Origin of the sequence: Psychroserpens luteolus (genome assembly GCF_021032705.1) — a bacterium.
Classification (GTDB): Bacteria; Bacteroidota; Bacteroidia; order Flavobacteriales; family Flavobacteriaceae; genus Psychroserpens; species Psychroserpens luteolus.
This window is the reverse complement of sequence record NZ_JAHVXI010000002.1, coordinates 1-24,661: the sequence shown is the minus strand read 5'-3', so window position 1 is coordinate 24,661 and position 24,661 is coordinate 1. Positions and strand designations below refer to the sequence as shown.

The window sequence follows — 24,661 nt, the reverse complement described above, 5'->3', positions numbered from 1 at the left end:
CTTTTAATCTTTTTACAAACTAAAACAAGTTTCTCGTAAGCTCGTGATAAACTATGTCTTAACAATATTGAAATTTCTATGCCTCTTCAAAAAATTCATCTTTAAAACCAATGAGATAGAGTTTCTCTTTAGCTCTAGTCACAGCAGTATACAACCATCTCATATAATCCCTATCAATACCGTTTGGCAAATAGGGTTGCTCTACAAAAATAGTGTGCCATTGTCCTCCTTGAGATTTATGACAGGTAATCGCATACGAGAACTTAACCTGTAAGGCATTAAAGTGCTTATTGCCTTTTATCTTTAAAAATTTCTTATAGTTTGAAGTTTCATCTTCATAATCTTTTTGAACTTCTTGGTACAATCTATTACTATCTTCATAAGTGAGTGATGGTGTTTCGGCTTCAATGGTATCTAAAAGCAAAACGGTTTCAAACGGACGCATTTTTGGGTAGTCGACCATTTGTACTTTGACTTCAGCAAATCTAAAATCATAAAGTGTGGTAATTGAGAAGATCTCTAAAACTTGAATGATGTCACCATTAGCTATAAACCCAGCTTCGGTAGTCGGTTTAATCCAAAAGTAATTATTTTTAACAACCATTAAAAAATCACCAACAGTCAATTCATTTTCGTTAAACAAAATTCTATTTCTAATTTGCTGATTGTAAAGATTAGCACGCTTATTGCTTCTCACAATAATAGCAGTATCCTCATGGCCATGCTCACTATAAGAATCATTTATGGCATCCATGATTTCGTGTCCGTCAATTAACCTAACAATATCGGTAAATCCATTAAGATCAAACTTAAAAGACTCGTAAAACTCGTTTTCTAAAACCTCTCTGATACGTGTGGCGTTATTTAAGATTCCTGAATCTTGGTTTTGTCTAACTACTTCATCCAATTCAATAGAAGTTACTCTTTTGTTATAATTTAAATCGAGTTTATCTTGATTTAATGCTGGTGAAAGATCTGATTTTACTGGAGGCAATTGTGCTTTATCTCCTATCAATAAGAGTTTACACTTATGTCCAGAATACACATATTGAATAAGGTCATCTAGCAATGATGTGCTCTCAAAGTTTTTAGAATCTGCAGGTGTATCAGGAATCATTGAAGCTTCGTCAACAATAAAGATTGTATTTCGATGCTTGTTAGGCTGCATAACAAATTTCACACCTCCTCCTCTATCTTTCTTTGGGAAGTATATTTTTTTATGAATGGTGAATGCCTCTTTTTTTGAATAATTAGAGATTACTTTTGCTGCTCTACCAGTTGGAGCCATTAAAACTGCACTTTTCTTTGTTTCCCATAAATTGGAAACTAAAGCACCAATAATACTCGTTTTCCCAGTTCCAGCAAATCCTTTTAAAAGATATAAAGCATTGGGAGAATTATCAAAAACAAATTGTGATAATTGCTCTAACGCTACTGTTTGTTTCATAGTAGGCTCGAAAGGAAACTTGTGAATGAGTAATTTATAAAAATCTGATGCAGTCATCTATGTAATTGAAATCCAAATAAAAACGCAAGATATGATTTAAAACATAATAATTTTATGGGATTACATGGCAAAATTTGTTATATAATATGAAAGTAATTTTATATCTTTCACCTTTAATTGAATTTTCTCTACAATATTTTAACGAACAAAAAAAAATTGTAGATTTGCGTAACTCCTAAAAACAATATAAAAAAACTAACTATGTTAAAAGTAATTCTTGTAGTTGTAGGCCTTATTTTACTTACAATTGGTATCGTTTGGTTAATCGATAAATTTGTACCCAAAAAATTAAAACCTATATTAAATATAGTTCTTTGGGCGTTGATCGTCTTTTTAGGGTATCTTACTTTCATGTCGGTGTACGGCGAAATTAAGTTTAACAAACTCAAAGATGAGCGTTATAGATCAGTTATTGCAAAATTAATTGATATTAGAGATGCACAGTTAGCACATCGAACAGTGAATAAAAATTTTGCTGGAAACTTTGATGATTTAATTAGGTTTATTGATACTGCCAAATTTACAATTACGCAAAGACGAGATTCAACTATTATAGATGAAGAATTAACGCGTCGTTTTGGTGGTGTAGAAACAACTAGAGATATCGTAATTATTGATACATTAGATTTTGTATCAGTTAGAGATTCTCTTTTTGGTGATGATCCTCGCTATAAGACCATGATGAATCTTCCTGAAGGTGTTGGACCTGATGGCGCTAAGTTTAAGCTTGAAGCAGGAAAACTTGATGATTCTGGTATTGCGATTTTTGAGGCATCTGTATCAAAAGATGTTATTTTACATGACCAAGAAAAAAATCTAGTAGAAAAAGAAAAAGAAGTAATGTCTGTTGATGGCGTAAGAGGACCAAAATTAAAAGTAGGGTCTATGCAGGAAGATGTTACCAAAGGGAATTGGCCTAAAAACCTCATAACCAAAAAAGAGTAAATTGAAACAAATTAGTATAAAAGCACTGTCCATTCAAATTCGTTTGAGTGGACTTTCTTTTTGCATTCTAAATCGTTCAACTAATACTATTGAGTTATTAAAACATGTTCATTTAGAAAAAAAGGCTACACCTTTTGAGCTTCTTAACGATCTAAAAGTCATTATAGAATCCAACTCCGATTTTGAACAAGCTTTTGATTCTATAACTTGCATCTATCAAAATGAACTATCCTGCCTTGTGCCAGAAGCTATATTTGATGAAAAGAACTTAGCAGACTATCTGAAATTTAATGCCAAAATATTACAAACAGATTTCATAAGTTTTGATCGTTTACCAACCAATAAGAGCGTTAATATTTATGTGCCTTTAGTAAATATCAATAATTATATTTTTGATACATTTGGAAGCTTCATTTATAAGCATTCTTCTACGATACTTATAGAAACTTTACTTCAAATCGCCGAATCAAATGAAGAAAAGATGCATATCAATGTAAACCCTTCTACTTTTGAAATCATTTACATTAAAGATGGGAAGTTAGGGTTTTACAACACGTTTGAGTACCATACCAAAGAAGACTTTATTTATTATATTTTATTTAGTATTGAGCAGCTTAAACTCAACCCAGAAACGTTAAAAACAGTGATATCTGGTCAGATTGAAAATGGTGATGATTATTATAATATAGTGTATAAGTATATTAGATTCGTAGACTTTTTGAAACCACATCATAACTATATAAATGGTGTAAATATTGAGTCTGGCTCTGATCATAACAATCTAATCATTCTAAATAGTTTTAGCTAATGCGAATTATATCTGGTCAATATAAAGGACGTCGAATAACTGCTCCCAAAAAGCTGCCTGTAAGACCTACAACAGATATGGCAAAAGAATCGTTGTTCAACATCTTGAATAATCAGTTTTATTTTGATGAGATATCTGTATTGGATTTGTTTGCTGGAACAGGAAACATTAGCTACGAATTTGCGTCTCGAGGAACAGAGCGCATTACAGCCGTTGATGAGAATTATGGTTGTATCAAATTCATCAATGAGACTGCAGAAAGTTTCGAAATGAATATTTCTACAATTAAAAGTGATGTCTTCAAATTTTTAGAAAAAAGTCAGCAACAAAACACAATTATTTTTGCCGATCCTCCTTACAATTTTCCAATTGAAGCATTTGCAAATATCCCGCAGTTAGTTTTTCAAAATGACCTGTTAGAAGACGATGGTTTATTGATAGTTGAGCATTCAAAACATACCGATTTATCACACCTAGAGCATTACTCACACTCAAAAAGCTATGGAGGCAACATGTTTAGTTTTTTCGAGTAAATCTACCTGTTTTTATATTTAAGTAATTCTTCTCTAGTATATAAGTGCATTCTTACATTTCTTTGTAGTACAAATCCTAATAATATTTTTTAACTATATTATATACCTCACTTCTGAGCTAAGACTCGATTTCCTACTTACTTTATTGTCCTCCCGATTTACAGTTAAACTGCCGTGTTATGATTAATTAATGGCTATTAAGCATTCAACATATTAACTTAAATCAATTAATTATGAAAACTTTAAAAAGAGGACTAGTTATCCTAATTTCTGTAGTATTTGCAGTCAATTTTTCGCATTCACAAGATGCGCCTACCATGTTTGTAGTTCATACAGACAATGTGAAATTTGAAAAAATCCCCCAATACGAACAAGCCGCCAAAAGTCTCAAAGACAATTGTGAGAAACACGATATCAAAGGTGTGAATTGGACGACCATAAGTGTTGAGGATGGTCGCTATGTCTATGTTTCTCCTATTGAAAAGATGGCAGACTTAGATAAAAACCCAATGGAACCGCTTTTTGAAAAAATGGGAGATGCTGCAGGAAAGTTATTTGAGGCTATGGATCAATGCTATGATTCGCACAGTAATGCTATTGTGCATTATAGCCCTGAACTTTCTTATAACCCTGAGGGCTATAGTGTTGAAGGCAAAAATCATAGAGAGTATCACTTTTTATATTATCCGCCAAAAAATGCCAAAGCTATGAAAGAAGCAATGACCAAAGTAAAAGAACTGTTTAAATCTAAAGGTATCAAAAATGGTTATGATATTTATCACAGTGGTTTTGGAAGTGCTGAGAGTTACTACATGGTATCTATTGCAGGTAAAGACGATGTCGCAATAGCTTTAGGAGGCAAAGAAAATGATGAACTTTTTGGTGATGACAAAGGAGATACATTCTTTAATGTAATTAAACTTACCTCAAAGTATGATCAAGTTGAAGGTGATATTAGACCTGACCTGAGTTATAATCCTTCTAATTAATCCAAAACAATTCAATTATGAGATCTTTAAAAAATATAGCAGCTCTATTTACAGTAGCCTTATTATTTCCAATATACACTTATGCTCAAGACACTAAACCAAAGGTTACTTTAGAATTTGAAAATGCTGAAATAGCTAATAAGCTTATTCGAAATTACACAGATGCACTACAAGAAGGAAACGTTGACAAAATGAATGCTCAACTTCATGAAAAAGCCATGATATATGGACTTGGTGGTGGTCTAGATTCTTTAAATGTAGAACAGCACAAGACTTATTTTACCCAAAGTACAAACCAATTCAAACATTCTATAAGTGGTGATTTATATTTGCCTGTTAAAGTTGAAAATAACTGGAACGAAGGCGAATGGCTATTATCCTGGGGAACAAATACTGTAACCGACAAAAAAACGGGGAAAACAATTGCAATTCCGTATCACACGGTTTCGCTTATCGATAATGGTAAAATTGTTTTCATACGCTATTTTTACGACATGCTAAACATTCTAGAAAGTCAAGGCTTTACGATTACACCTCCTAAGTAGTAGTCGTTTTGAAATACATAAAAAAACCCTTTGCAACTTGTAAAGGGTTCTTTATTTAAGTTTGTAGCACATAAAGCCTCTATATAATCTTAAAAATAAACTTATTAACTATTACAACATACTATTGCTTAATAAGTTTAAGTGTCTTAGTAGCACTCTTGTTGTATAGCCTCATAAAGTATACACCTGCATTCAATTGATGCATATCTACGTTTTCAAAGCTGTTATATTTTGTAATCACTAGTCGACCATTAATATCTAATATATCTAATCTTTTTAATTCATTATTAGTTGCATTGATATTCAAAATATCTACAACTGGATTGGGATATACAGAAATAGTATTTAACTCAAAGGTGTTTGTACCTAACGTAGCAGCACAATCTTCAGAATATACAGTACCAGCATCTTTCATCCAACTTGAATAATTCCCTAAACCATTTGTAGCTGCTACTTCATTGTCAACTTCTACACACGATAAATTAGTATTGTTATCGGCTCTAAAAGTAGTCATGATACCATTATTCCCATTCTTAACATCTAAAGAGGTTAACGCATTATTGAAAGCTAATAAGCTAACTAAATCTGGATTGTTTGATACATCAAGACTTTCAATATCATTATTCTGACATTCTATTGTAATTAATTCTGGATTACTATTAACATCCAAGTTTAATATATTATTTCCACCGCAAAAGAGTCTTTCTAATAATGGAAAATTAGTTAAATCTATGGATGAAAAGTTATTCCCAGCGATTTGATAATATATTAATACGGTTGAATTTAATAAAAGTGTAGACAGATTATTTGAATCTACAATAAGAACCTCAAGACTTGTACTATTACTTAAATCTAACGTAACTAAGTTATTGCGAGTTGCTCTAAACGTAACTAAATTGATTAAATTGTCTAAATAAATGACCTCTAGGTTATTATCATTAACCTGCAAGGTTTCTAAAGCGACAAACTCGTTGATACCAATGGCATCTATAATGCCCAGGTTTCCTAGGTTAATTGAAGTTACTGTACTTATTAAACTCTTATCAACTCTATTGTCATTAGCAATTCCATTACCTAAACTGTTGGATTCTAAATACGCTTCAAAAGCATCATCTGGCACATAAGTTTCGTTTACGTCTAAAACACAATAAACAACACTAGATCCTGCCGAGTATGTTCCTGGTAAGTTTATATTATTGTTCCAATCATCTGCTATAGTTGGGTTATCTACTTCTACGCATGTTAAATTTGTATTAGAAGAGATGTTAAGATGATTGATGTTACTATTATTTCCATTGGCAATATTTAAACTCGTAAGTGAAGGACAAGCATAACTTCTTAATTCAAATAGTTGAAGATTATTAGACAGATCCAAATTAACTAGCGGATTACTATAACAGCGTAATCTTTGAAGGTTTAAATTCTGACTTAAATCTAGAGTCATAAGATTATTATCATTACATCTTAGCTGTTCTAGAGCCGTAAAATCTTGAATCCCATTGAGACTACTTATATTGTTATTTTCAACACTCAAGAATGTTAATGTATTTATATTACTGGTCGGTACTTGGCCGTCACCTGGAATATCATCATAGGGGGCTAAAGCAGTTTCAAAGTTAGCATCTGGAATAACTGTATATTGTGCGTTTGCTGCATATGTATATGCCAGTAGAACTAATAGTAAGTAAATATGTTTCATATAAAAGGGTTTGAGGTTAAATTAATTTATAGGTTTAGTTTTTAATAAATTTATGTTCAATAACTGTACTGTTTTCGGTTGTAAATTTTAATACATAAGTACCTGAAGAAAGATGAGTGACATCTATATTTTTATAGGTATTACTGGTATGTTTTTCAATAACTACCTTGCCGAGTATATCAACAACTTTATAGATTCCTGTCAATTCTCTATTAAAATTTAGAATTGTATGTGCTGGGTTTGGAAATACCTTAAAGTCCTGCTCATTTTCATCTTCTATAACTGTAAGTGTTTGTGCTGGTACAGATTTTATAATAATACTATAGTGTCTAACTGCATAATATCGAAAGTCATCAGCATAACGACCAGTGGTATCATCGAAACAATTATCTGCTAAAGACCAAATTGTAAACTCGTTAGAATTGGAAACAATAGACGAATAAATAGTCCATTGAAGACCCGATCCTACTCCAGTAGATTGTTCAAACTCAAGGTTGACTGTGTTTCCATGAGAATTAAAAACACTAAACTCTGGTTGTGTGCATTCACCTCCAAGTGAGTTACTTATTTCAAATCCATTTATTACAAAATCACCTGGCTCTTTATTTAAACTACCTAAATGCATAAATACAGGCTTTTGCCCAATGATGTTTTCAAAATCATTAAGTTTAGTATCATCTATAGTTTGCTCTACATTATTTAAAGTAAATACTGTATTTATACCTTTTGAAAAATTTAAATCTGCAACAAATTCGGTAGTGACATCACCTAAGTAGACTATGAAAACTTTAGTCTCAGAACTAGAATCATTTAAGCTATATACTGGCAAGCCATTAAAATTTTGTATATCAGAAATTTGAGCTGAGCTAGCATCGCTGATCACCATAATCAACGCCTTATTATTCCCTGTAGGTACAGTAATAGCAACTGGAGAGTCTGAAGGTACTAAACCACTTAATGCCGTATTATCTTGAGTGATTTGAGCATTAGTACTGTATGTTAGTAAACTAAAAAGTAACAGTAAGAAAGTAGGTTTCATCGATTAAGGGTTTGAAATTTCTGCTAAAATACATAGCTAAATGTTTCAAACCGACAAAAGACACGTGTCAAAACGTGTCAAAAGTCTTAATTGAGCGATTGAATAAAATCTTCTATACGTTGTGCTTTAGGAACTTGCATTTTCTTCCGAATACGACGACGCATAGATTTAACAGAGTCTTCAGAAACATTACGAATCGTCATAATTTCTTTTACACTCAAGTTTAAGCGCAATAAAGAAGCAACTTCTCGCTCCCCTTTTGTTAAGTCAGAGAAGCGTGTTTTCAAAATAGTATCGAATGATATATTCGTAGCGTCGATGGTATATTGCAAATTAGATAATTTACTTTCTGTTTCAATTTGAAGCCTTAAATCATTGGCGAGTTTTGAAATAAATTCTTTAGCATCTGCTGTCTCATTACCATTTCTAATGCGATCCAATAATTCCTTTTTAAAATCCAATCGCATCGTATTATCTGCAATAAGTTGTTTAACATTAACTTCTTTATTTTTAATTTCCTGATCTAAAGACAGTGTCTCGGCTTTATGATTTATACGTGCTAATTCAATTTTATTTCTATAATTTTTTCGTACTAATAAGGTGATCGTAATGGCCCCAATTAATGTTAGAATAAACAAAGCTAAATACAACCATTTTTTGGAGCGTTCATTTTCTGTAATCAATTTAGCTTCTTGCTGTTCTTTTTCAAAAGTATATTTCAGTTCTAATTCTTGAATTTGTGATACCGTTTCTATATTAAAAATAGAATCTGAATATTTTTTAAAACGCTTATAATCTCTATATGCTGCTCCATAATTCTCTAATTTATTCCATAATTGCGAACGCTTTTTATAGCCTTTTGCTATACGATGAATAAATTTTTCCTTCTTTGCTAATTTTATTGAGGAATCTACATATTTACCAGCCAGTTTATAGGCTTTAAGTTTTTCATAAACTAAAGCGGTATCATAGTAATTTCCGCACAAAGCCAATTGCTTTCCTTTACGCTTCGAATAATCGACGTTTTTTAAACTAAGATTCAAAGCCGCATCATAGTCTTGCTGCTTTCTATAAATCGCTACTAAATTGTCATTAACCTCTTGAAGTTGTTCGTCAGCATTAAGTGTATTAAAAATGGCTTTTGCCTTGTTATAACAAATCAATGCCGAATCTAATTGTTTAGTACTACTATAAGAGACTCCAAGCATTAGAGTCGCCTGTGCCACGCCGTGATTATTATCTAAAGCCTGATTAACTGCTATAGATTTTTTAAAATATTGAATTGATTTACGATACTCTTTTTGTGACCTGTAGACCATTGCGATGTTATGATACACATCTGCTATATTTTTATTGTCTTCGTCTACCTCAAATCGTTTTAAAGCTTGGAGGTAGCTATCTAAAGCCTCAACGTGTTTACCCAAACGTCTTTTAAGCACACCATATTGAACTAATACTAAAGCCTTTTCATGATTAGTGAATTTTGTAGGTGTTTTATTAATTAATTCAAATGCATCATTAATGATATACTTTGCTTTTGTAAAATTATGATCCAATTCAAGTTCTCCCAAAGCCAACATAGCCTTTAATTTTTGAGCATCTGAATTTGCTTCCTTTAAATTACTTTCTAAAATAACTCTAACACTATCTATTTCCTGAGATAAAACTGAAAGTGACAAGGAAAAAAATAGGATATATGATATAATACATTTCATGTTATAAAACTAATGATTATCAAAAATCAGAACAGAAGAAAACGACCATAACTAAAGTGTCAAAACGTGTCAAAAAAGAAAAAAGCAGATCTATAAGCCGAATTCTGTACATTTTCTTTTTTTGAGAAAATGAATTCTCAAAAAAAGAAAAGCCCTTATCATTTATCTACGTTTACTATTACTAGCAAACTTTAGCTGCCTACCCTCCAACAATCGCGCGTGCAGCACTCAAGCGTTGGTATACATGACATTGCACCACATAGAGTTTACCTGATTTCACTACAGCTTAACCTGTACATTCTTTCTGTTGCACTTTTCCTCACCTTACGATGGATGGCTGTTAACCACTATGATTGCACTATGGTGTTCGGACTTTCCTCAGAGACAATAAATGCCACTGCGATAAGGCGATCTGCTTGGTGCAAAAATACAATTAATTGTTAATAACTCCTCCTAAATTAAAGCGACATAATTCTTAATTTTAAACTGAATTTTTAACTTTGTTCTTCTAAGTTTTTTTCATGGAACACTTTGTAGTATCTGCACGTAAATACAGACCACAAACATTCAAGGATGTTGTTGGTCAACAAGCTATTACAAATACATTATTAAATGCCATTGAAAATAATCATTTAGCCCAAGCCTTGTTGTTTACTGGCCCAAGAGGTGTTGGAAAAACAACTTGCGCTCGTATTTTGGCCAAGATGATTAATAGTGACGGTTCAGAAACTGATGATGAAGATTTTGCTTTTAATATTTTCGAATTAGATGCCGCATCTAATAACTCGGTTGATGACATTCGAAGTCTTACAGATCAGGTTCGTATTCCGCCACAAGTTGGAAAATACAAGGTCTATATCATTGATGAGGTTCACATGCTTTCTCAAGCCGCTTTTAATGCCTTTCTAAAGACGTTAGAAGAACCACCTAAACATTGTATATTTATTTTAGCCACTACCGAAAAGCATAAGATTATTCCAACAATCTTATCGCGTTGTCAAATCTTCGATTTTAAACGTATTACAGTAAAAGATGCTAAAGAGTATTTGAAGTATATCGCCAAAGAGCAAGGTATAAATGCCGAAGATGATGCTTTGCACATCATAGCTCAAAAAGCTGATGGTGCCATGCGTGATGCCTTATCTATTTTTGATCGTGTGGTAAGCTTCTCTGGAAAAGAACTTACACGACAGGCCGTTACCGAAAATCTAAATGTTCTAGACTATGAAACATATTTCAATAGTACTAACCTCATTTTAGACAATAAAATACCAGAATTACTCATTCAGTTTAACCATACACTTTCTAAAGGTTTTGATGGCCATCACTTTATAGCTGGTCTAGCCTCGCATTTTAGAGATTTATTGGTTTGTCAAAATGAGCAGACCATCGAACTTCTTGAAGTTGGTGATGATACCAAAGCAAAATATCTAGAACAATCAAGAAAAGCGCCTCATGAGTTCCTCATAAAAGGCATAGAGCTTGCCAACGACTGTGATTTAAAATATAAAAGCAGTAAAAATCAACGCTTACTGGTTGAACTATGCTTAATGCAACTTGCCTCTATCACTTTTGATGGAGAAAAAAAAAATAGCAAACATTACATAATTCCGCCATCCTATTTTAAAGCTAAGGGCATCACTCCAATTCCGGTTAGCATTCCGAAGTCTAAGGAAACTTTAGTACCACAGGCAAAGACTGTAAAAGATGACAATCAAAATGTGATTGACAATCCTATTACAGCCGAACCTCCAAAACCAGTTTTAGAATTAAAGAAAGATCAGCGTACTTCTGGATTATCTCTAAAAAGTATTAGAGCCAAAAAAGAACATCAAATTAAGCAAATGGAGGTTGTTATTGATGTTGATGACTTACCAACTGAAGAGTTTACAGAAGAACAATTTCATGACGCCTGGAATGCCTATATTGCTCAATTGCATAAAAAAGGCGAGAAAATTATGGCTTCCATCTTAGAAATGGGCAAGCCAGGATTAAATGGAACAGATATACAGCTTGAATTTCCAAACGATACTTTGAGAGTTGAATTAGAAAGAGCACAATATCCTTTAATGGAATTTCTGCGTAAAACACTTCAGAATTTTAATTTAAAACTCGATATTAGTGTCAATGAAGAGATTTCAAAGAAATATGCTTTTACAACTCAAGAAAAATATGAGAAGTTAAAAGAGAAAAATCCGAGTATCGAGGTGCTTAGAAAAACATTTGGTTTAGACATTTAATACATATATCATGAAAAAGTTAATCCTATTAGTTCCATGTTTATTAGTGTTAGTTTTGATGTCTTGTGATAGAAGAACTAGTAAAAAAGAGCGATTAGAAAATGCTGTTTCAGATTTCAATAAAAACTTTAAAATTGAATCTTTAAAGTCCTATTATCCTGAAACATACACAGAAATAAAAACAGATTCAGTAATTTCAAATACGTTTCTTGTGAGCATAAAAAATTACACATCAATGGATAGCGAAATTCCTGTGCATTCTTTATCAAAAAACAGTACAGAACTTACAAAGTACCATCGTGTTTTTGAATCTGATATTCTAGTGGCTGTTTCTGATAAAATAATATACGAAAAGCATATTTCAGCAGAAGAATTTAGAGATTATTCAAATTCAGAATTTTGGAAAAATGCTACGCTCGAACATATTTGGATAGATCAAGACGCCTCAAATACAACTACATTAGCATTGGGTATCTCTTTTGTAAATCCGAATAACAAAGCCTATAAATTCTACGAAATGCTCATCGATAAAAATGGAAAAGAGCGTTTAACACTAATTGAAGATCACAGTTAATTATGCTTGGATTAAAACTACCAACAGATCCACGTTGGGTCAACATTGTTGAAAAGAACGTAGAAGACATCCTTACAGATCACGCGTATTGTGAGCAAAAGGCTGCCAGTACGGCTATTTCACTAATTGTAAGCTTCCCTGAATATACAGATTTGGTTAAAGAGATGACAGCGCTCGTTAAAGAAGAAATTAGTCATTTTAAAATGGTTCATGACCGAATCCTAGCAAATGGTTGGGTTCTTGGTCGTGATAGAAAAGATGAGTATGTCTTACAATTACTCAAGTTCTTTCCAAAAGGTGGCAGTAGAACGACGCAGTTAGTACATCGCTTATTGTATGCTGCTTTGATCGAAGCCAGGAGCTGTGAACGCTTCAGGTTACTTTCTGAAGAATTACAAGACAAAGACCTAGCTGAGTTTTACAGAAAACTAATGGTCAGCGAGGCCAATCACTACACCATGTTTTTAGGTTTTGCCAGACAATATGGAGATCGTACAGAAGTTGATGAGAAATGGCAACAATTGCTTGAATTTGAAGCCAATATCATGAAAGATTTAGGTAAAAGCGAGACCATTCATGGTTAAAATTCTTAACTTGTAAGAAAAATCAATCTTGCTTGTTATGAAAAAACTCTACTTTGTCCTTATATGCCTTTTTACTTCACCTATGGTAACAGCTCAAGATGAGCAATTGTTAGGCTTATGGTACTTACAGCACTTAAACATTGATGGTAATCAACTAGACAATTATTTTTTTGGATCATTTAACTTTGATTTTTCTAATATCAATACTTTATCTGACAATGATAATATGTTTGATTTTTCAGGTAGTGGCGGATGTTCAGGATTTGTGGGTCTATATACTTTACCAAACGAGAATAGTATTTCTTTTGATAATGATTATTTTGTTAATTTAGATTCTTGTGATGGAACAACAGCCCATTCTAGATATTATGATAAATTTCTCGAAATAATTGGATTCTACATTTTTCCTTATCAAGATTTAAGTTATACTATTACTGGTGATGGAGAGGACGAAATACTTACTATTACGAACAGTGATGATAATTTTTTAGTTTACAGAAGGCAAGCTCCTACAATAACTATTTTTAATAAAACATGGTATTTAGCGAATATTGAAACCGATACAGGTATCACCTATACACTACCCTCTATTTCTCCTTCAATAGAATTTTTAACTTATAGCACCTTAGGTCCGATTTTTGGGAATGACGCACCCACTTTTGATGGATGTAATGAAATAACTGGAACACATGGAATATATGGAGCAAATAATGAAGCTAATTTTAATTATGTCATATTTGATCAAACAACAAATTCATGTGACCCCGAGACTTATACTCCTTTGTATTCCTCTATCTTAAGTGATAGCGATAGTATGCCTTTAAGCTATGATCTTCAAAATAATGGAGAAACACTTGTACTAACTAATACGATTGGTGAAGTTCTAACTTTTGGCAGTTTAGAACCTCCAACTACTAATTTACTAGGAGAATGGTTTGTATATAACCTAGTAATAGACTCTAATCAAATATCTGTCCCTTTTGGAGCTGTTCCCTCCATTACTTTTGAAACAACACCAAACAGTATTGGCTATGTGGTACAAGGAAGCGGAGTATGTAATGGTTTTTACGGTGATTACTATCTTAATCCACAACAAAGCTTTAACACCGAAAATTTTTCGGTGACTTTAGCTTTTTGTGATACTGCTGAAGAAGAGCTTTTTGAAAATTATTATTTTACACAAGTATTAAGCAGTGGACCAGATAGCACGACAGAGCTACATTATGAGATTCAAGGAACAGGTGATGACGCTACTTTAGTTGTAACCAACCTTTCTAATGGAAATCAAGCTGTTTATGGAAGGGAAGCCTTGTCGGTTGATGATATTGAATTGAATTCATCTCAACTAAAGATTGATCAAAACCCAGTAACAAATACCATAGGTTTTTCGGAAGACTATACCAATGCAACATATGAAATCTATTCCATTTCTGGTAGACGCGTCATGACTGGTAACATTACATCAAACTCACTAGCTGTAACCCAATTGCAATCTGGATTGTACTTCTTAAAAGTCTATAATTCAAGTGTTCAATTTGAAATACTCAAATTTATCAAGCAATAGATATTTCAGTAAAAAACACAAAAAAAGCTTCAGTCAAACTGAAGCTTTTCTAGTATATCATTACATCCTGTTGTTAGATTCTAATTCCGAATCCAAACTGAAATGTCGTGTTTTGCGCTTCTAATCCGTTAGACGTGTCTTCATCCAAGATATTGCTTAATCCGTAGTGCACTCGAGCATCAACAAACAATTCGTCATTAATCATATATTCAATTCCACCTATACCAGAAAACGTAAAGGTCGAAAAGGCATCTTGATTTTTCCATGTTTTTAAACTTACCATTGGCCCGACACCTAAAGCAAACTTATCACCTAAAGAAAAACGCGCCATAATTGGCATTTGGATATAATCTGCTCTTATATCATCTGCTTTTCCGCCTTCTGCAGAATACTGAAGTTCTAATTGAACAGAAAAAGTCTCAGTAATCCCATAATCAACAAATCCGCCAAAGGCAAATCCGTTTCTATGCTGATTTACAAAGGTTGCATCAGGATCAAAATCTAAATTTGAAATATTAACACCTGCTCTAACACCATAGCTTACTTCTTGTGAGAAAGACAATGTAGACATGGCAACGAATACTAACGTAAGTACAATTGATTTTATTTGCATAACTATTTTATTTAGGGTTCTCGTTCTATTGAGAGGGTATCAAAATTATGCTAATACGTAGCAAAGATTTGAGTAGGCTAATATATAATGAAAATTAAACATACAAAATAAATATTGGGTGTTACGCCCAAAAAAACGCTAAACGAACTTAAATTTAAATGTTTACGCTAGAAACTGTATTGTAGTAAATACTCTTTATAATGCCATCGGACAGACCAATTTTTGGTACATAAATGTCTTTGGCTCCACTCCACTTCATAGCAGAAAGATAAATACGTGTAGCCGGAATAATAACATCAGCACGATCCTGATTTAGATCCAGTTCTGTGATGCGCTCTTCATAAGAATAGGTTTGTAACCTATTGTAATAAGACGTCAAGTAAAAATAGGTCAATGGTTTTCCCATTGACTTTCCAGAAATCTTGAATATTTTATTAATATTCCCTCCAGAACCAATGAGGTCTACCTTGTCATAGCCTTTAGTGTTTTGCTTAATCCAATCCTCTAAGTTTGACCATGTTTCTTTTTTTACAATATCATTCAGCAATCTCACTGTCCCAATCTTAAACGATTTAGATGCTACGGTGTTTCCGAGATGAATTACAGAGAACTCGGTACTTCCTCCTCCTACATCAACATACAAATAGGTTTTATCTTCTTTTATATACGAATGTAAATCTGTAGCCGCAATTATAGCCGCTTCCTCTTCACCATCAATAATATCGATGTCTATATTAGCTTGTTCTAAAATTAGTTTTGTTATCTCCCTCCCATTAGTAGCTTCTCGCATTGCTGATGTAGCGCAAGCTTTATATGTGACTACCTTATGTGATTTCATTAATAAATTAAATGCAGTCATCGTATCCAGCATACGCTTTTTATTGTCTTCGGAAATTTCGCCATTTAAAAACACATCAGAGCCAAGTCTAATAGGCACACGAACTAGCGAACTCTTCTTGAACTGTACAGGTCTTCCTTTTTGCTCAATTATATTAGAAATTAAAAGTCTTACAGCATTCGAACCTATATCTATTGCTGCATATTTTTTTATGGATAGCATATTAAGATTTCAGTTTATTTTCAAAATAATCATATAGTGCAAATTGAGCTCTAACTTTATTTTTCTCATTTCTAAGATATTTGTTGCTTTGGGTTTCATCAATCACTCTAGCTTTAACATTATCATTCCAACAAATATCAAAAACATCCAATAACTCTTGCTTAATATCGCTTTGATAAATAGGACAACTCACTTCTACTCTATTTTCTATATTACGTGTCATCCAATCTGCGGAAGAAATATAAACTTTTGGATCGCCATCATTACAAAACACATATAGTCTTGTATGCTCAAGAAACTTATCAATGATACTAATAACTTCAATATTTTCGCTCATACCTTTAACTCCAGGAATCAAACAACAAATACCTCTAACAATCATTTGAATCTTTACACCAGCACGACTAGCTTCATAGAGTTTATCTATCATTTTGTAACTCGAAATGCTGTTTAGTTTTAACTTAATAAAGGCTTGTTTACCTTGTTTCACGTTTTCAATTTCAGCATCTATAAGTGCAAATAGTTTAGATTTGGTGTAATGTGGTGAGGTAATGATGTGCTTATATCGATAAATACGGTAATTAGTTTCAAAAAAATTAAACACTTTGTTCACATCTTTAAGTACTTTTTGATTCGCTGTAAACAACGTGAAATCTGTATATATTTTTGCTGTAGACTCATTAAAGTTACCTGTGCTTATAAAACCATAACGCTTTACACCTTTTCCTTCTTCACGCTCAATAACACAAATCTTACTGTGTACTTTTAAACCAGAAACTCCAAAGAGCATATTAACGCCTTCATCCTGCATTTGCTCGGCATAATCGATATTGGCTTGTTCATCAAATCGCGCTCTTAATTCGATAACCACAGTTACTTTTTTACCATTCTTAGCCGCATTAATAAGAGAACTCGCGATATGTGAAATTTGTGCTAGTCTATATATGGTGATCTTTATCGTTTTTACTTTTGGATCTAATGCAGCTTCACGCAAAAATTTAACCACATATGAAAAGGCTTGGTAAGGTGTATGAAGCAGGTAATCCTTTTTGGTTATAGTGTTAAAAATACTTCGCTCTAGACTCAAGCCCTTGATTTGTAGCGGATTAATTTTTTGATATAACAAATCTGTTCTTCCTAAACTAGGAAAGCCCATATAATCGCGTCTGTTATGGTAGCGACCACCAGGAATTACACTATCCTTTGAGTCAATCCCCATTTTGGTCATTAAGTATTCAAGTGTTTCTTCATCAATGGTCTTATCATATACAAAACGTACAGGATCACCAATTTGTCTGTCTTTTACACTATCTGAAATTTTCTCAATAAAACTTTTACTCAAGTCACTGTCAAAGTCCAATTCACCATCACGAGTGATTTTAATCATATTCGCTGTGATATTATTATAACTGAATATGTTGAAAATATCATCTAGACAATACCTCAGCAAATCATCAAGAATCATGATATAGCATTTGTCATTTTTCTTTGGAAGAACAACAAAGCGATCCATAGACTTCGGAATTTCAATAAGAGCGAATTGCTTTTCTGTATTGGTCAATTCCATTTTAACAGCTAAATACGCAGCGCTATCCTTGAGATGCGGAAGGTCTACTGAATCGCTTAAAACAATGTTCACCAATGCTGGACTTATCTGCTGAATAAAGTAATTTTTTATAAATGAATGTTGTTCATCATCAACTTGAGTTTCATCTATAATATAGATACCTTCGTTTTCTAACTTCTTTTGGATATTACTCAAAATGTCCAAGCTCTTGCTTTGCTGTTTAATAACAACTTGAGTAATAATTTCTAATAAATCAGCCGCTTTAATTCCTAGCTCACTTTTTCCACCTTTTCCGGCTTCATCAATACGCTTAACTGTAGCATATCGCACTTTGAAGAATTCATCTAAATTATTGGAGAAAATACCTAAAAAACGAAAGCGTTCAATCAATGGAACACTTTCATCTGCTGCTTCTTGTAAAACGCGTTCATTAAACTGAAGCCAACTTAATTCTCTATTTATGTAACTGTTTTTATCTTTTGTCATTATTTTAAATCTCTGGGCAAAATCATAAATCGTGTTGTTCCATGGCTAATTTCCGACCATGAATTTACATCAAAATCTATAACAACTAAACCGCTTGTTGGAAGGTTATCAATAAATTTATCACCAAATATATTGCAAATAGATGTGAATGCATGATTATGTCCAAAAATCATAACTTTTTGATAATCTTCATCCAACTTTTTTATAAAATTAATCACATTTTCCCCTCCAAAATCATAGAGATCTGCATGAATTTTTAACAAATCCGTTTCAATTTTTAAAATTTTCATAAAAATCTTACAGGTGGATAAAGCACGATTAGCCGGACTTGAATACACAATGTCTGGAACTAACAGTCTTTCTGTGAAAGCATTAGCTACTAGGCTAGCATCATTTATTCCACGCTTTTTTAAGGGTCTTTCTTGGTCACTTACGTCGTATTCCCAAGAAGATTTTGCATGTCTGACCAGTATTATTGTTTTCATAGATATTCGATTAAGTGCATTTTTTACCGATAAAATGTTGTATATTTCCGTTTTAACGAGTATTTTGCTCCCTTTAACATTTAAATTTGTCAAAGGTACTCGTAATCAGTTCTTTTGTTTAGTTAAATTAAAGTTTAATGACCCCAAATCAAAAATATATTAATATATCCATTTACCAAACATTGGTTACCAATGTTCTTCCCTCAAAAAGAATAGAAAATTTGATTAAGGCCCGCAAAGTTCCTATCACTTCTATTTGTTTTTTTTAAACATCGCTTAGCGAAATATAACATATTGTTAATTAATTTAAACATGAAAAAAATTGTAATTACAGTTTTAATAGCATGCTTTGGCTTTCAATCATTTTTTGGTCAAGAGCAGCTGAGCTTATCCTTAAAGAAGGATTCAGACAAAACCGTCAATGAAACTGAGCATTTCTACTTAATGGAAATAACGAACAATGCAAATAAAAGCATAGAGTTTAGTATTTCCACTGAAAATGTGACATGTGAAAATGTTAGTGCTCAGAAACAAGTTGTGCTTAAGCAGAATACTTTAAACAAACAAAAAAGTAATATTGTCGAAAGCATGAGCATTGGAGCTGGTGAGACATTAGAGTTTTACGTTAAAATATCTAGACCAAAAAACACTAAACTTAACACGTGGAACTGTTCCGAAGTTAAAGCGATATCAAAAACAGGAAAATCCTTAAGCAATCCTATACTAATAAAATCATTAATTCCAGATCCCAAGAGTTTTAATTAGTACAATCTAATTAGGCCACAAATCAAAATTAGGACTTATGAAAAATGCTATTAATCATAACAAAATAAAAAACATACTTAGCGTGATTATGTTTGTATCTGGAATCTATGCGTCTGCACAGGTTTTAGATCCGTTCACTCCTCGTTTTAATGAAACGGTAAAAGGAGATGTAACCATGATCGCTAATAATATGTTATCCAGAACTGCGACTGGAAACTATAATGGTGGTGATGGAAATCACGATTTTACAAATAATGTGTATGTAGATATCGATAATGATGCCACTACATTTAACTCTAGTAGTGCTAATTTCATAAATCCTGAACCTCAACTATCATGCTTATCTGTCTACAAAGTTTATTTATACTGGGCTGCAGCAGATAGGGAACCTGATACGGATCCAAACTCAGAAAACCAACCAGATTGGAATTATAATGACATAAAACTTATGCTGCCTGGTCAAGCTTCATATACGACCTTAACGGCAGATGATATCATTTTTAGAGGTAGGAATACCCATGTTTATAATGATCCTTATATATGTGTTAAGGATATTACTAGCATGGTATCAGGCTTAAACGATCCTTTTGGAACATATCAAGTAGCAAATGTCGAAGCCAAGACTGGTAGTGTAATTGGTCATGATGGTGGAACCATTGGTACTTCTGGTGGATGGCAAATTGTATTTGTATATGAAAGTCCGAAGCTCCCATCAAAAAACATAGGTTTATTTGATGGATATGCTAATGTAACCGCAGCAACAAATAATTTTGACATCACTTTTGGTGGTTTTCAAACTGTACCTACTGGTGATGTTAATGCAAATGTTGTAATAGGTTCTTTAGAAGGTGATCAAGATTTAAGTGGTGATCAATTACAAATTAGAACACCTTTAAACACTTTTGTTCCTATTTCTGCACCGCAAAGATCAAGTAACAACTTTTTTAATAGCAGAATAACGCTTGGTAATTCAAATTTTACAGATAGAAACCCTGCTAGTTTGAATACATTGGGCTTTGATGCTGCTGTATTTGAACTTGATAATCCTTCTAATAGCATAATTACTAACAATCAAACGTCTGCAACTTTAAGATTAACATCTAATCAAGAAACTTATGGGTTATATTTGGTTGGACTTGCCGTCGATGTTTGGGCTCCGGATCTAGATCCTATTGAGGTTGTGATGGACTCAGGATCAAGTCCTTCTAATCCTGGAGACGTACTAGGTTTTAACTTTTCAGTTATAAATAAAGGAAATGACAATGCCGTAAATTTATCCATTTCGGCAACATTACCACCTCAAATAGAAAACATTACTCCAAACAATTTACCGTCTGGTATTACATATACATTTAATTCAAATACAGGAGAACTTGTGTTTGACTTTGAGAATGGAATGGTAGATGCAGGAGACCCAGAATTAACAATCGATTTTGATCTTATTATTAAGGACGAGTGCTATTTCTTAGAAGAGAACTGTGATTTATCATTTGATTTACAATTTGTTGCAAATTATAACGGTGTTCAAAATCCAAATAACCAATCAACTTTAAGTTCTTCAGCTTTAGGTGATTGTAATATAGGTAATAAGCTCCCTTTAACTATAAATATTATTCAACCTGTTGTTAATTGGGAAACCGCACCTGGTGAATTGGATAGAACTGTAGAATGTTCAGATATTGATGCCTTAGATGATGCACAAAATCTCGAACCTGAAACTGATAAATGTGATTTTACTATCACTAAAACGTCTGGTGCGTTTGTTGTAGACCCAGACTGCCCTTCTAATGGTACTTACACCAATACATGGACATTTACCGATGAATGTGGTGCAACTTTAGAATATGTGCAAAATATTATTGTAGAAGACTCTACTCCTCCTACATTAACAATACCTGATGATACAACCGTAGAATGTAACGATAGTACTGATCCTGCAAATACAGGAAATGCAACTGCTATTGATGACTGTGGAAGTGTTACTATTACATTTGCTGATACCTCAGTTGATGCTTGTGGAAACACTGAAACAATAACTAGAACTTGGACGGCTACCGACGATTGTGGAAATTCAGTTTCTGATACGCAAACTATTTCTATTGTTGATACAACAGCTCCTACTCTGACTATTCCTCAAAATAAAATTGTGGAATGTGGAGAAAGTACAGACCCTATTAATACTGGAAATGCTACGGCTACTGATACCTGTGGAAACGTAACCGTAAATTATACAGACACCACTGTTTCAGAATGTGGAAATACTGAAACAATAACTAGAACTTGGACGGCGACTGATGATTGTGGAAATACAGCTTCGGAAATACAAACTATTTCTGTAGAGGATAATACACCTCCAACATTAACAATACCAAACGACGTTTCTGTTGAATGTCCAGAAAGCATTGATCCTTCAGCTACTGGAAATGCTACAGCTACTGATACTTGCGGAAATGTTACTATAACATTTAACGATGCATCTGTAACTAGTTGTGGAAATACGCAAACGATTACTAGAACTTGGACTGCTACTGATGATTGTGGAAATGCAACATCTGATACACAAACTATTTCTGTAGTTGATACTACTGCTCCTACGCTAACGATTCCAGCAGATACTACTGTTGAATGTACTGAAAGTACAGATCCTGCTGCTACTGGAAATGCTACAGCTACTGATACTTGCGGAAATGTAACGGTTACGTTTAGCGATACATCTGTAACTGGTTGTGGAAATACGCAAACGATTACTAGAACTTGGACGGCTACTGACGATTGTGGAAATACAACATCTGATACGCAAACCATTTCTGTAGTAGACACTACTGCTCCTACGTTAACGATTCCTGCAGATACTACAGTTGAATGTACTGAAAGTACAAATCCTGCTGCTACTGGAAATGCAACTGCTACTGATTCTTGCGGAAATGTTACTATAACGTTTAACGATACATCTGTAACTGGTTGTGGAAATACGCAAACGATTACTAGAACTTGGACGGCTACTGATGACTGTGGAAATACAGCTTCAGATACACAAACAATAAACGTTCAGGATACTGTAGACCCTACGTTAACGATTCCAGCAGACACTACAGTTGAATGTACTGATAGTACAGATCCTGCTGCTACTGGAAATGCAACTGCTACTGATACTTGTGGAAATGTAACGGTTACGTTTAGCGATGCATCTGTAACTGGTTGTGGTAATACTGAAACGATTACTAGAACTTGGACTGCTACTGATGATTGTGGAAATGCAACATCTGATACACAAACTATTTCTGTAGTTGATACTACTGCTCCTACGCTAACGATTCCAGCAGATACTACTGTTGAATGTACTGAAAGTACAGATCCTGCTGCTACTGGAAATGCTACAGCTACTGATACTTGCGGAAATGTAACGGTTACGTTTAGCGATACATCTGTAACTGGTTGTGGAAATACACAAACGATTACTAGAACTTGGACAGCTACTGACGATTGTGGAAATACAACATCTGATACACAAACCATTTCTGTAGTAGATACTACAGCACCTACTTTAAATATACCAAGTGATGTCACTCAAGAATGTACTGAAAGTACTGATCCTTCAGCTACTGGGAATGCTACAGCTACCGATACTTGTGGAAATGCAACTGTAACTTTTAGCGATATTGTGATTAATGCTTGTGGTAGTACACAAACAATAACAAGAACTTGGACGGCGACTGACGATTGTGGTAATGCAACATCTGATACACAAACCATTTCTGTAGTAGATACTACTGCTCCTACGTTAACAATTCCTGCTGATATTACAGTTGAATGTACCGAAAGTACAGACCCAACTGCTACTGGAAATGCTACAGCTACTGATACTTGTGGAAATGTTACTATAACATTTAACGATACATCTGTAACTAGTTGTGGAAATACGCAAACGATTACTAGAACTTGGACGGCTACTGATGATTGTGGAAATACAACATCTGATACACAAACCATTTCTGTAGTAGATACTACTGCTCCTACGTTAACGATTCCTGCAGATACTACAGTTGAATGTACTGAAAGTACTGATCCTGCTGCTACCGGAAATGCCACAGCTACTGATACCTGTGGAAATACAACAGTAACATTTACTGATACATCTGTTGATGCTTGTGGAAACACTGAAACAATTACTAGAACTTGGACGGCTACTGATGACTGCGGTAATACTATATCTGAAACACAAACAATTACAGTGGTGGATACTATTGCGCCAGATGTTTCATCTTGTACTGTAGAAAATACCACATTAGAATGTTCAGACACTAATAACGAAACACTTGCCGATGCTTGGAATGCAGATAACATTGCTACACTTGAGGCTTGTGCTACAGATGCCTGTGATACTGATCTGACAGTAACTTCAGATTACGATTTTAATAACCTTAATACAACTTGTGGTCCTTGTGGAACACTAAATGTTACATATACTATTACTGACGATTGTGGAAATGTGTCTACTGTAATTGCTACATTAACCTTTGATGATGGAACCATTCCTGATTTGTCAAACTGTACTGTTACTGATGAGTCTATTGAGTGTTCTGGTAGTGATAACGAACAATTAGCCAACGATTGGAATGCAGCTAATATCGCTGCACTTGAAATTTGTGCCGATGATCTTGGTGTAACTGTAACATCAAACTATACGTATACCAATTTAGTATCTACTTGTGGTCAAGGCGGAACAATCGCTGTTGTCTATACCATTACTGATGACTGTGGTAACGCAACAACATTGAGTGCGACATTAACTCTTGAAGATACAACGCCTCCTAATCTTGATAACTGTTCTGTAACTGATCAGTCGATTGAGTGTTCTGGTGATGATAACGAACAATTAGCTAACGATTGGAATGCAGCCAATATCGCTGCCCTTGAAGCTTGTGCTGCTGATTCTTGTGATA

General features: G+C 33.6%; 19 protein-coding genes and 1 other RNA gene. 11 read left to right on the top strand and 9 right to left on the bottom strand.

The window, feature by feature from the left end; translation table 11 throughout:
• Positions 1 to 76: 76 nt before the first annotated feature.
• Positions 77 to 1,504, bottom strand: a complete 1,428-nt coding sequence (locus KWG70_RS05755) for an ATP-dependent DNA helicase (protein WP_230935041.1) — start codon at positions 1,502 to 1,504, stop codon at positions 77 to 79.
• A gap of 204 nt (positions 1,505 to 1,708) precedes the next feature.
• Between KWG70_RS05755 and KWG70_RS05750 the strand changes: the two genes are divergently transcribed.
• The 5 genes from KWG70_RS05750 (at position 1,709) to KWG70_RS05730 (ending at position 5,327) form a co-directional block, all read left to right on the top strand.
• Positions 1,709 to 2,452: a hypothetical protein gene (locus KWG70_RS05750; RefSeq protein WP_230935040.1), complete on the top strand. Its 744-nt coding sequence runs from the start codon at positions 1,709 to 1,711 to the stop codon at positions 2,450 to 2,452.
• A gap of 1 nt (position 2,453) precedes the next feature.
• Positions 2,454 to 3,260 carry a DUF3822 family protein gene (locus KWG70_RS05745; protein ID WP_230935039.1) on the top strand — a complete coding sequence of 269 codons (807 nt, stop codon included), beginning with the start codon at positions 2,454 to 2,456 and terminating at the stop codon, positions 3,258 to 3,260.
• On the top strand, positions 3,260 to 3,793 hold the full coding sequence (rsmD, locus tag KWG70_RS05740; protein WP_230935038.1) for a 16S rRNA (guanine(966)-N(2))-methyltransferase RsmD: 534 nt from the start codon (positions 3,260 to 3,262) through the stop codon (positions 3,791 to 3,793). Before KWG70_RS05745 ends, rsmD begins: the two co-directional genes overlap by 1 nt.
• A 233-nt stretch (positions 3,794 to 4,026) precedes the next feature.
• Entirely contained in the window at positions 4,027 to 4,782 is a 756-nt protein-coding gene (locus KWG70_RS05735; protein WP_230935037.1) for a hypothetical protein, read from the top strand.
• Between the two features lie 17 nt (positions 4,783 to 4,799).
• Complete coding sequence (locus KWG70_RS05730; RefSeq protein WP_230935036.1) at positions 4,800 to 5,327, top strand: nuclear transport factor 2 family protein; 528 nt, start codon at positions 4,800 to 4,802, stop codon at positions 5,325 to 5,327.
• Positions 5,328 to 5,448: 121 nt separating this feature from the next.
• Here KWG70_RS05730 and KWG70_RS05725 read toward each other — a convergent pair whose 3' ends face one another.
• The 4 genes from KWG70_RS05725 to rnpB all read right to left on the bottom strand — a co-directional run bounded on the left by KWG70_RS05725 (position 5,449) and on the right by rnpB (position 10,199).
• Complete coding sequence (locus KWG70_RS05725) at positions 5,449 to 7,026, bottom strand: T9SS type A sorting domain-containing protein (RefSeq protein WP_230935035.1); 1,578 nt, start codon at positions 7,024 to 7,026, stop codon at positions 5,449 to 5,451.
• Between the two features lie 34 nt (positions 7,027 to 7,060).
• Positions 7,061 to 8,065, bottom strand: a complete 1,005-nt coding sequence (locus KWG70_RS05720) for a T9SS type A sorting domain-containing protein (protein WP_230935034.1) — start codon at positions 8,063 to 8,065, stop codon at positions 7,061 to 7,063.
• Between the two features lie 86 nt (positions 8,066 to 8,151).
• Positions 8,152 to 9,780: a tetratricopeptide repeat protein gene (locus KWG70_RS05715; protein WP_230935033.1), complete on the bottom strand. Its 1,629-nt coding sequence runs from the start codon at positions 9,778 to 9,780 to the stop codon at positions 8,152 to 8,154.
• A 77-nt stretch (positions 9,781 to 9,857) separates the two neighbouring features.
• An RNA gene (gene rnpB, locus KWG70_RS05710) (RNase P RNA component class A) lies at positions 9,858 to 10,199 on the bottom strand.
• 102 nt (positions 10,200 to 10,301) lie between these two features.
• On the opposite strand from rnpB, the gene dnaX reads away from it, so the two are divergent.
• Genes dnaX through KWG70_RS05690 form a run of 4 tightly spaced genes read left to right on the top strand, consistent with a single transcriptional unit; the run spans position 10,302 to position 14,742 of the window.
• On the top strand, positions 10,302 to 12,020 hold the full coding sequence (dnaX, locus tag KWG70_RS05705) for a DNA polymerase III subunit gamma/tau (RefSeq protein ID WP_230935032.1): 1,719 nt from the start codon (positions 10,302 to 10,304) through the stop codon (positions 12,018 to 12,020).
• A gap of 10 nt (positions 12,021 to 12,030) precedes the next feature.
• Positions 12,031 to 12,594: a hypothetical protein gene (locus tag KWG70_RS05700; RefSeq protein ID WP_230935031.1), complete on the top strand. Its 564-nt coding sequence runs from the start codon at positions 12,031 to 12,033 to the stop codon at positions 12,592 to 12,594.
• Between the two features lie 2 nt (positions 12,595 to 12,596).
• Positions 12,597 to 13,178, top strand: coding sequence for a tRNA-(ms[2]io[6]A)-hydroxylase (miaE, locus tag KWG70_RS05695; RefSeq protein ID WP_230935030.1), 582 nt, complete (start codon positions 12,597 to 12,599; stop codon positions 13,176 to 13,178).
• A gap of 37 nt (positions 13,179 to 13,215) precedes the next feature.
• Positions 13,216 to 14,742 carry a T9SS type A sorting domain-containing protein gene (locus tag KWG70_RS05690; RefSeq protein ID WP_230935029.1) on the top strand — a complete coding sequence of 509 codons (1,527 nt, stop codon included), beginning with the start codon at positions 13,216 to 13,218 and terminating at the stop codon, positions 14,740 to 14,742.
• A gap of 73 nt (positions 14,743 to 14,815) precedes the next feature.
• Here the strand turns inward: KWG70_RS05690 and KWG70_RS05685 are convergent, their stop codons facing one another.
• From KWG70_RS05685 to KWG70_RS05670, 4 genes are all read right to left on the bottom strand, one after another.
• Positions 14,816 to 15,355 (bottom strand): porin family protein, encoded by a 540-nt coding sequence (locus tag KWG70_RS05685; protein WP_230935028.1) that lies wholly within the window; start codon positions 15,353 to 15,355, stop codon positions 14,816 to 14,818.
• Between the two features lie 154 nt (positions 15,356 to 15,509).
• Positions 15,510 to 16,415, bottom strand: coding sequence for a Ppx/GppA phosphatase family protein (locus KWG70_RS05680; protein ID WP_230935027.1), 906 nt, complete (start codon positions 16,413 to 16,415; stop codon positions 15,510 to 15,512).
• Between the two features lies 1 nt (position 16,416).
• Positions 16,417 to 18,468, bottom strand: coding sequence for a polyphosphate kinase 1 (ppk1, locus tag KWG70_RS05675; protein WP_230935026.1), 2,052 nt, complete (start codon positions 18,466 to 18,468; stop codon positions 16,417 to 16,419).
• A complete protein-coding gene (locus tag KWG70_RS05670; protein ID WP_230935025.1) occupies positions 18,468 to 18,953 on the bottom strand; it encodes a SixA phosphatase family protein in 486 nt (161 codons plus the stop codon). Before KWG70_RS05670 ends, ppk1 begins: the two co-directional genes overlap by 1 nt.
• A gap of 312 nt (positions 18,954 to 19,265) precedes the next feature.
• Here KWG70_RS05670 and KWG70_RS05665 point away from each other — a divergent pair, with 312 nt between their 5' ends.
• On the top strand, positions 19,266 to 19,718 hold the full coding sequence (locus KWG70_RS05665) for a hypothetical protein (protein WP_230935024.1): 453 nt from the start codon (positions 19,266 to 19,268) through the stop codon (positions 19,716 to 19,718).
• A 37-nt stretch (positions 19,719 to 19,755) separates the two neighbouring features.
• A partial coding sequence (locus KWG70_RS05660) for a beta strand repeat-containing protein (protein WP_230935023.1) occupies positions 19,756 to 24,661 on the top strand: 4,906 nt, incomplete at its 3' end.

What these genes read in the sequence shown, in the direction of transcription:
- KWG70_RS05715 (WP_230935033.1), bottom strand. Translation starts at nt 9,780, where the DNA reads ATGAAATGTATTATATCATATATCCTATTTTTTTCCTTGTCACTTTCA.
- KWG70_RS05735 (WP_230935037.1), top strand. Translation starts at nt 4,027, where the DNA reads ATGAAAACTTTAAAAAGAGGACTAGTTATCCTAATTTCTGTAGTATTT.
- miaE (WP_230935030.1), top strand. Translation starts at nt 12,597, where the DNA reads ATGCTTGGATTAAAACTACCAACAGATCCACGTTGGGTCAACATTGTT.
- KWG70_RS05690 (WP_230935029.1), top strand. Translation starts at nt 13,216, where the DNA reads ATGAAAAAACTCTACTTTGTCCTTATATGCCTTTTTACTTCACCTATG.
- ppk1 (WP_230935026.1), bottom strand. Translation starts at nt 18,468, where the DNA reads ATGACAAAAGATAAAAACAGTTACATAAATAGAGAATTAAGTTGGCTT.
- rsmD (WP_230935038.1), top strand. Translation starts at nt 3,260, where the DNA reads ATGCGAATTATATCTGGTCAATATAAAGGACGTCGAATAACTGCTCCC.
- KWG70_RS05680 (WP_230935027.1), bottom strand. Translation starts at nt 16,415, where the DNA reads ATGCTATCCATAAAAAAATATGCAGCAATAGATATAGGTTCGAATGCT.
- KWG70_RS05685 (WP_230935028.1), bottom strand. Translation starts at nt 15,355, where the DNA reads ATGCAAATAAAATCAATTGTACTTACGTTAGTATTCGTTGCCATGTCT.
- KWG70_RS05700 (WP_230935031.1), top strand. Translation starts at nt 12,031, where the DNA reads ATGAAAAAGTTAATCCTATTAGTTCCATGTTTATTAGTGTTAGTTTTG.
- KWG70_RS05665 (WP_230935024.1), top strand. Translation starts at nt 19,266, where the DNA reads ATGAAAAAAATTGTAATTACAGTTTTAATAGCATGCTTTGGCTTTCAA.
- KWG70_RS05730 (WP_230935036.1), top strand. Translation starts at nt 4,800, where the DNA reads ATGAGATCTTTAAAAAATATAGCAGCTCTATTTACAGTAGCCTTATTA.
- KWG70_RS05755 (WP_230935041.1), bottom strand. Translation starts at nt 1,504, where the DNA reads ATGACTGCATCAGATTTTTATAAATTACTCATTCACAAGTTTCCTTTC.
- KWG70_RS05720 (WP_230935034.1), bottom strand. Translation starts at nt 8,065, where the DNA reads ATGAAACCTACTTTCTTACTGTTACTTTTTAGTTTACTAACATACAGT.
- KWG70_RS05725 (WP_230935035.1), bottom strand. Translation starts at nt 7,026, where the DNA reads ATGAAACATATTTACTTACTATTAGTTCTACTGGCATATACATATGCA.
- KWG70_RS05750 (WP_230935040.1), top strand. Translation starts at nt 1,709, where the DNA reads ATGTTAAAAGTAATTCTTGTAGTTGTAGGCCTTATTTTACTTACAATT.
- dnaX (WP_230935032.1), top strand. Translation starts at nt 10,302, where the DNA reads ATGGAACACTTTGTAGTATCTGCACGTAAATACAGACCACAAACATTC.
- KWG70_RS05670 (WP_230935025.1), bottom strand. Translation starts at nt 18,953, where the DNA reads ATGAAAACAATAATACTGGTCAGACATGCAAAATCTTCTTGGGAATAC.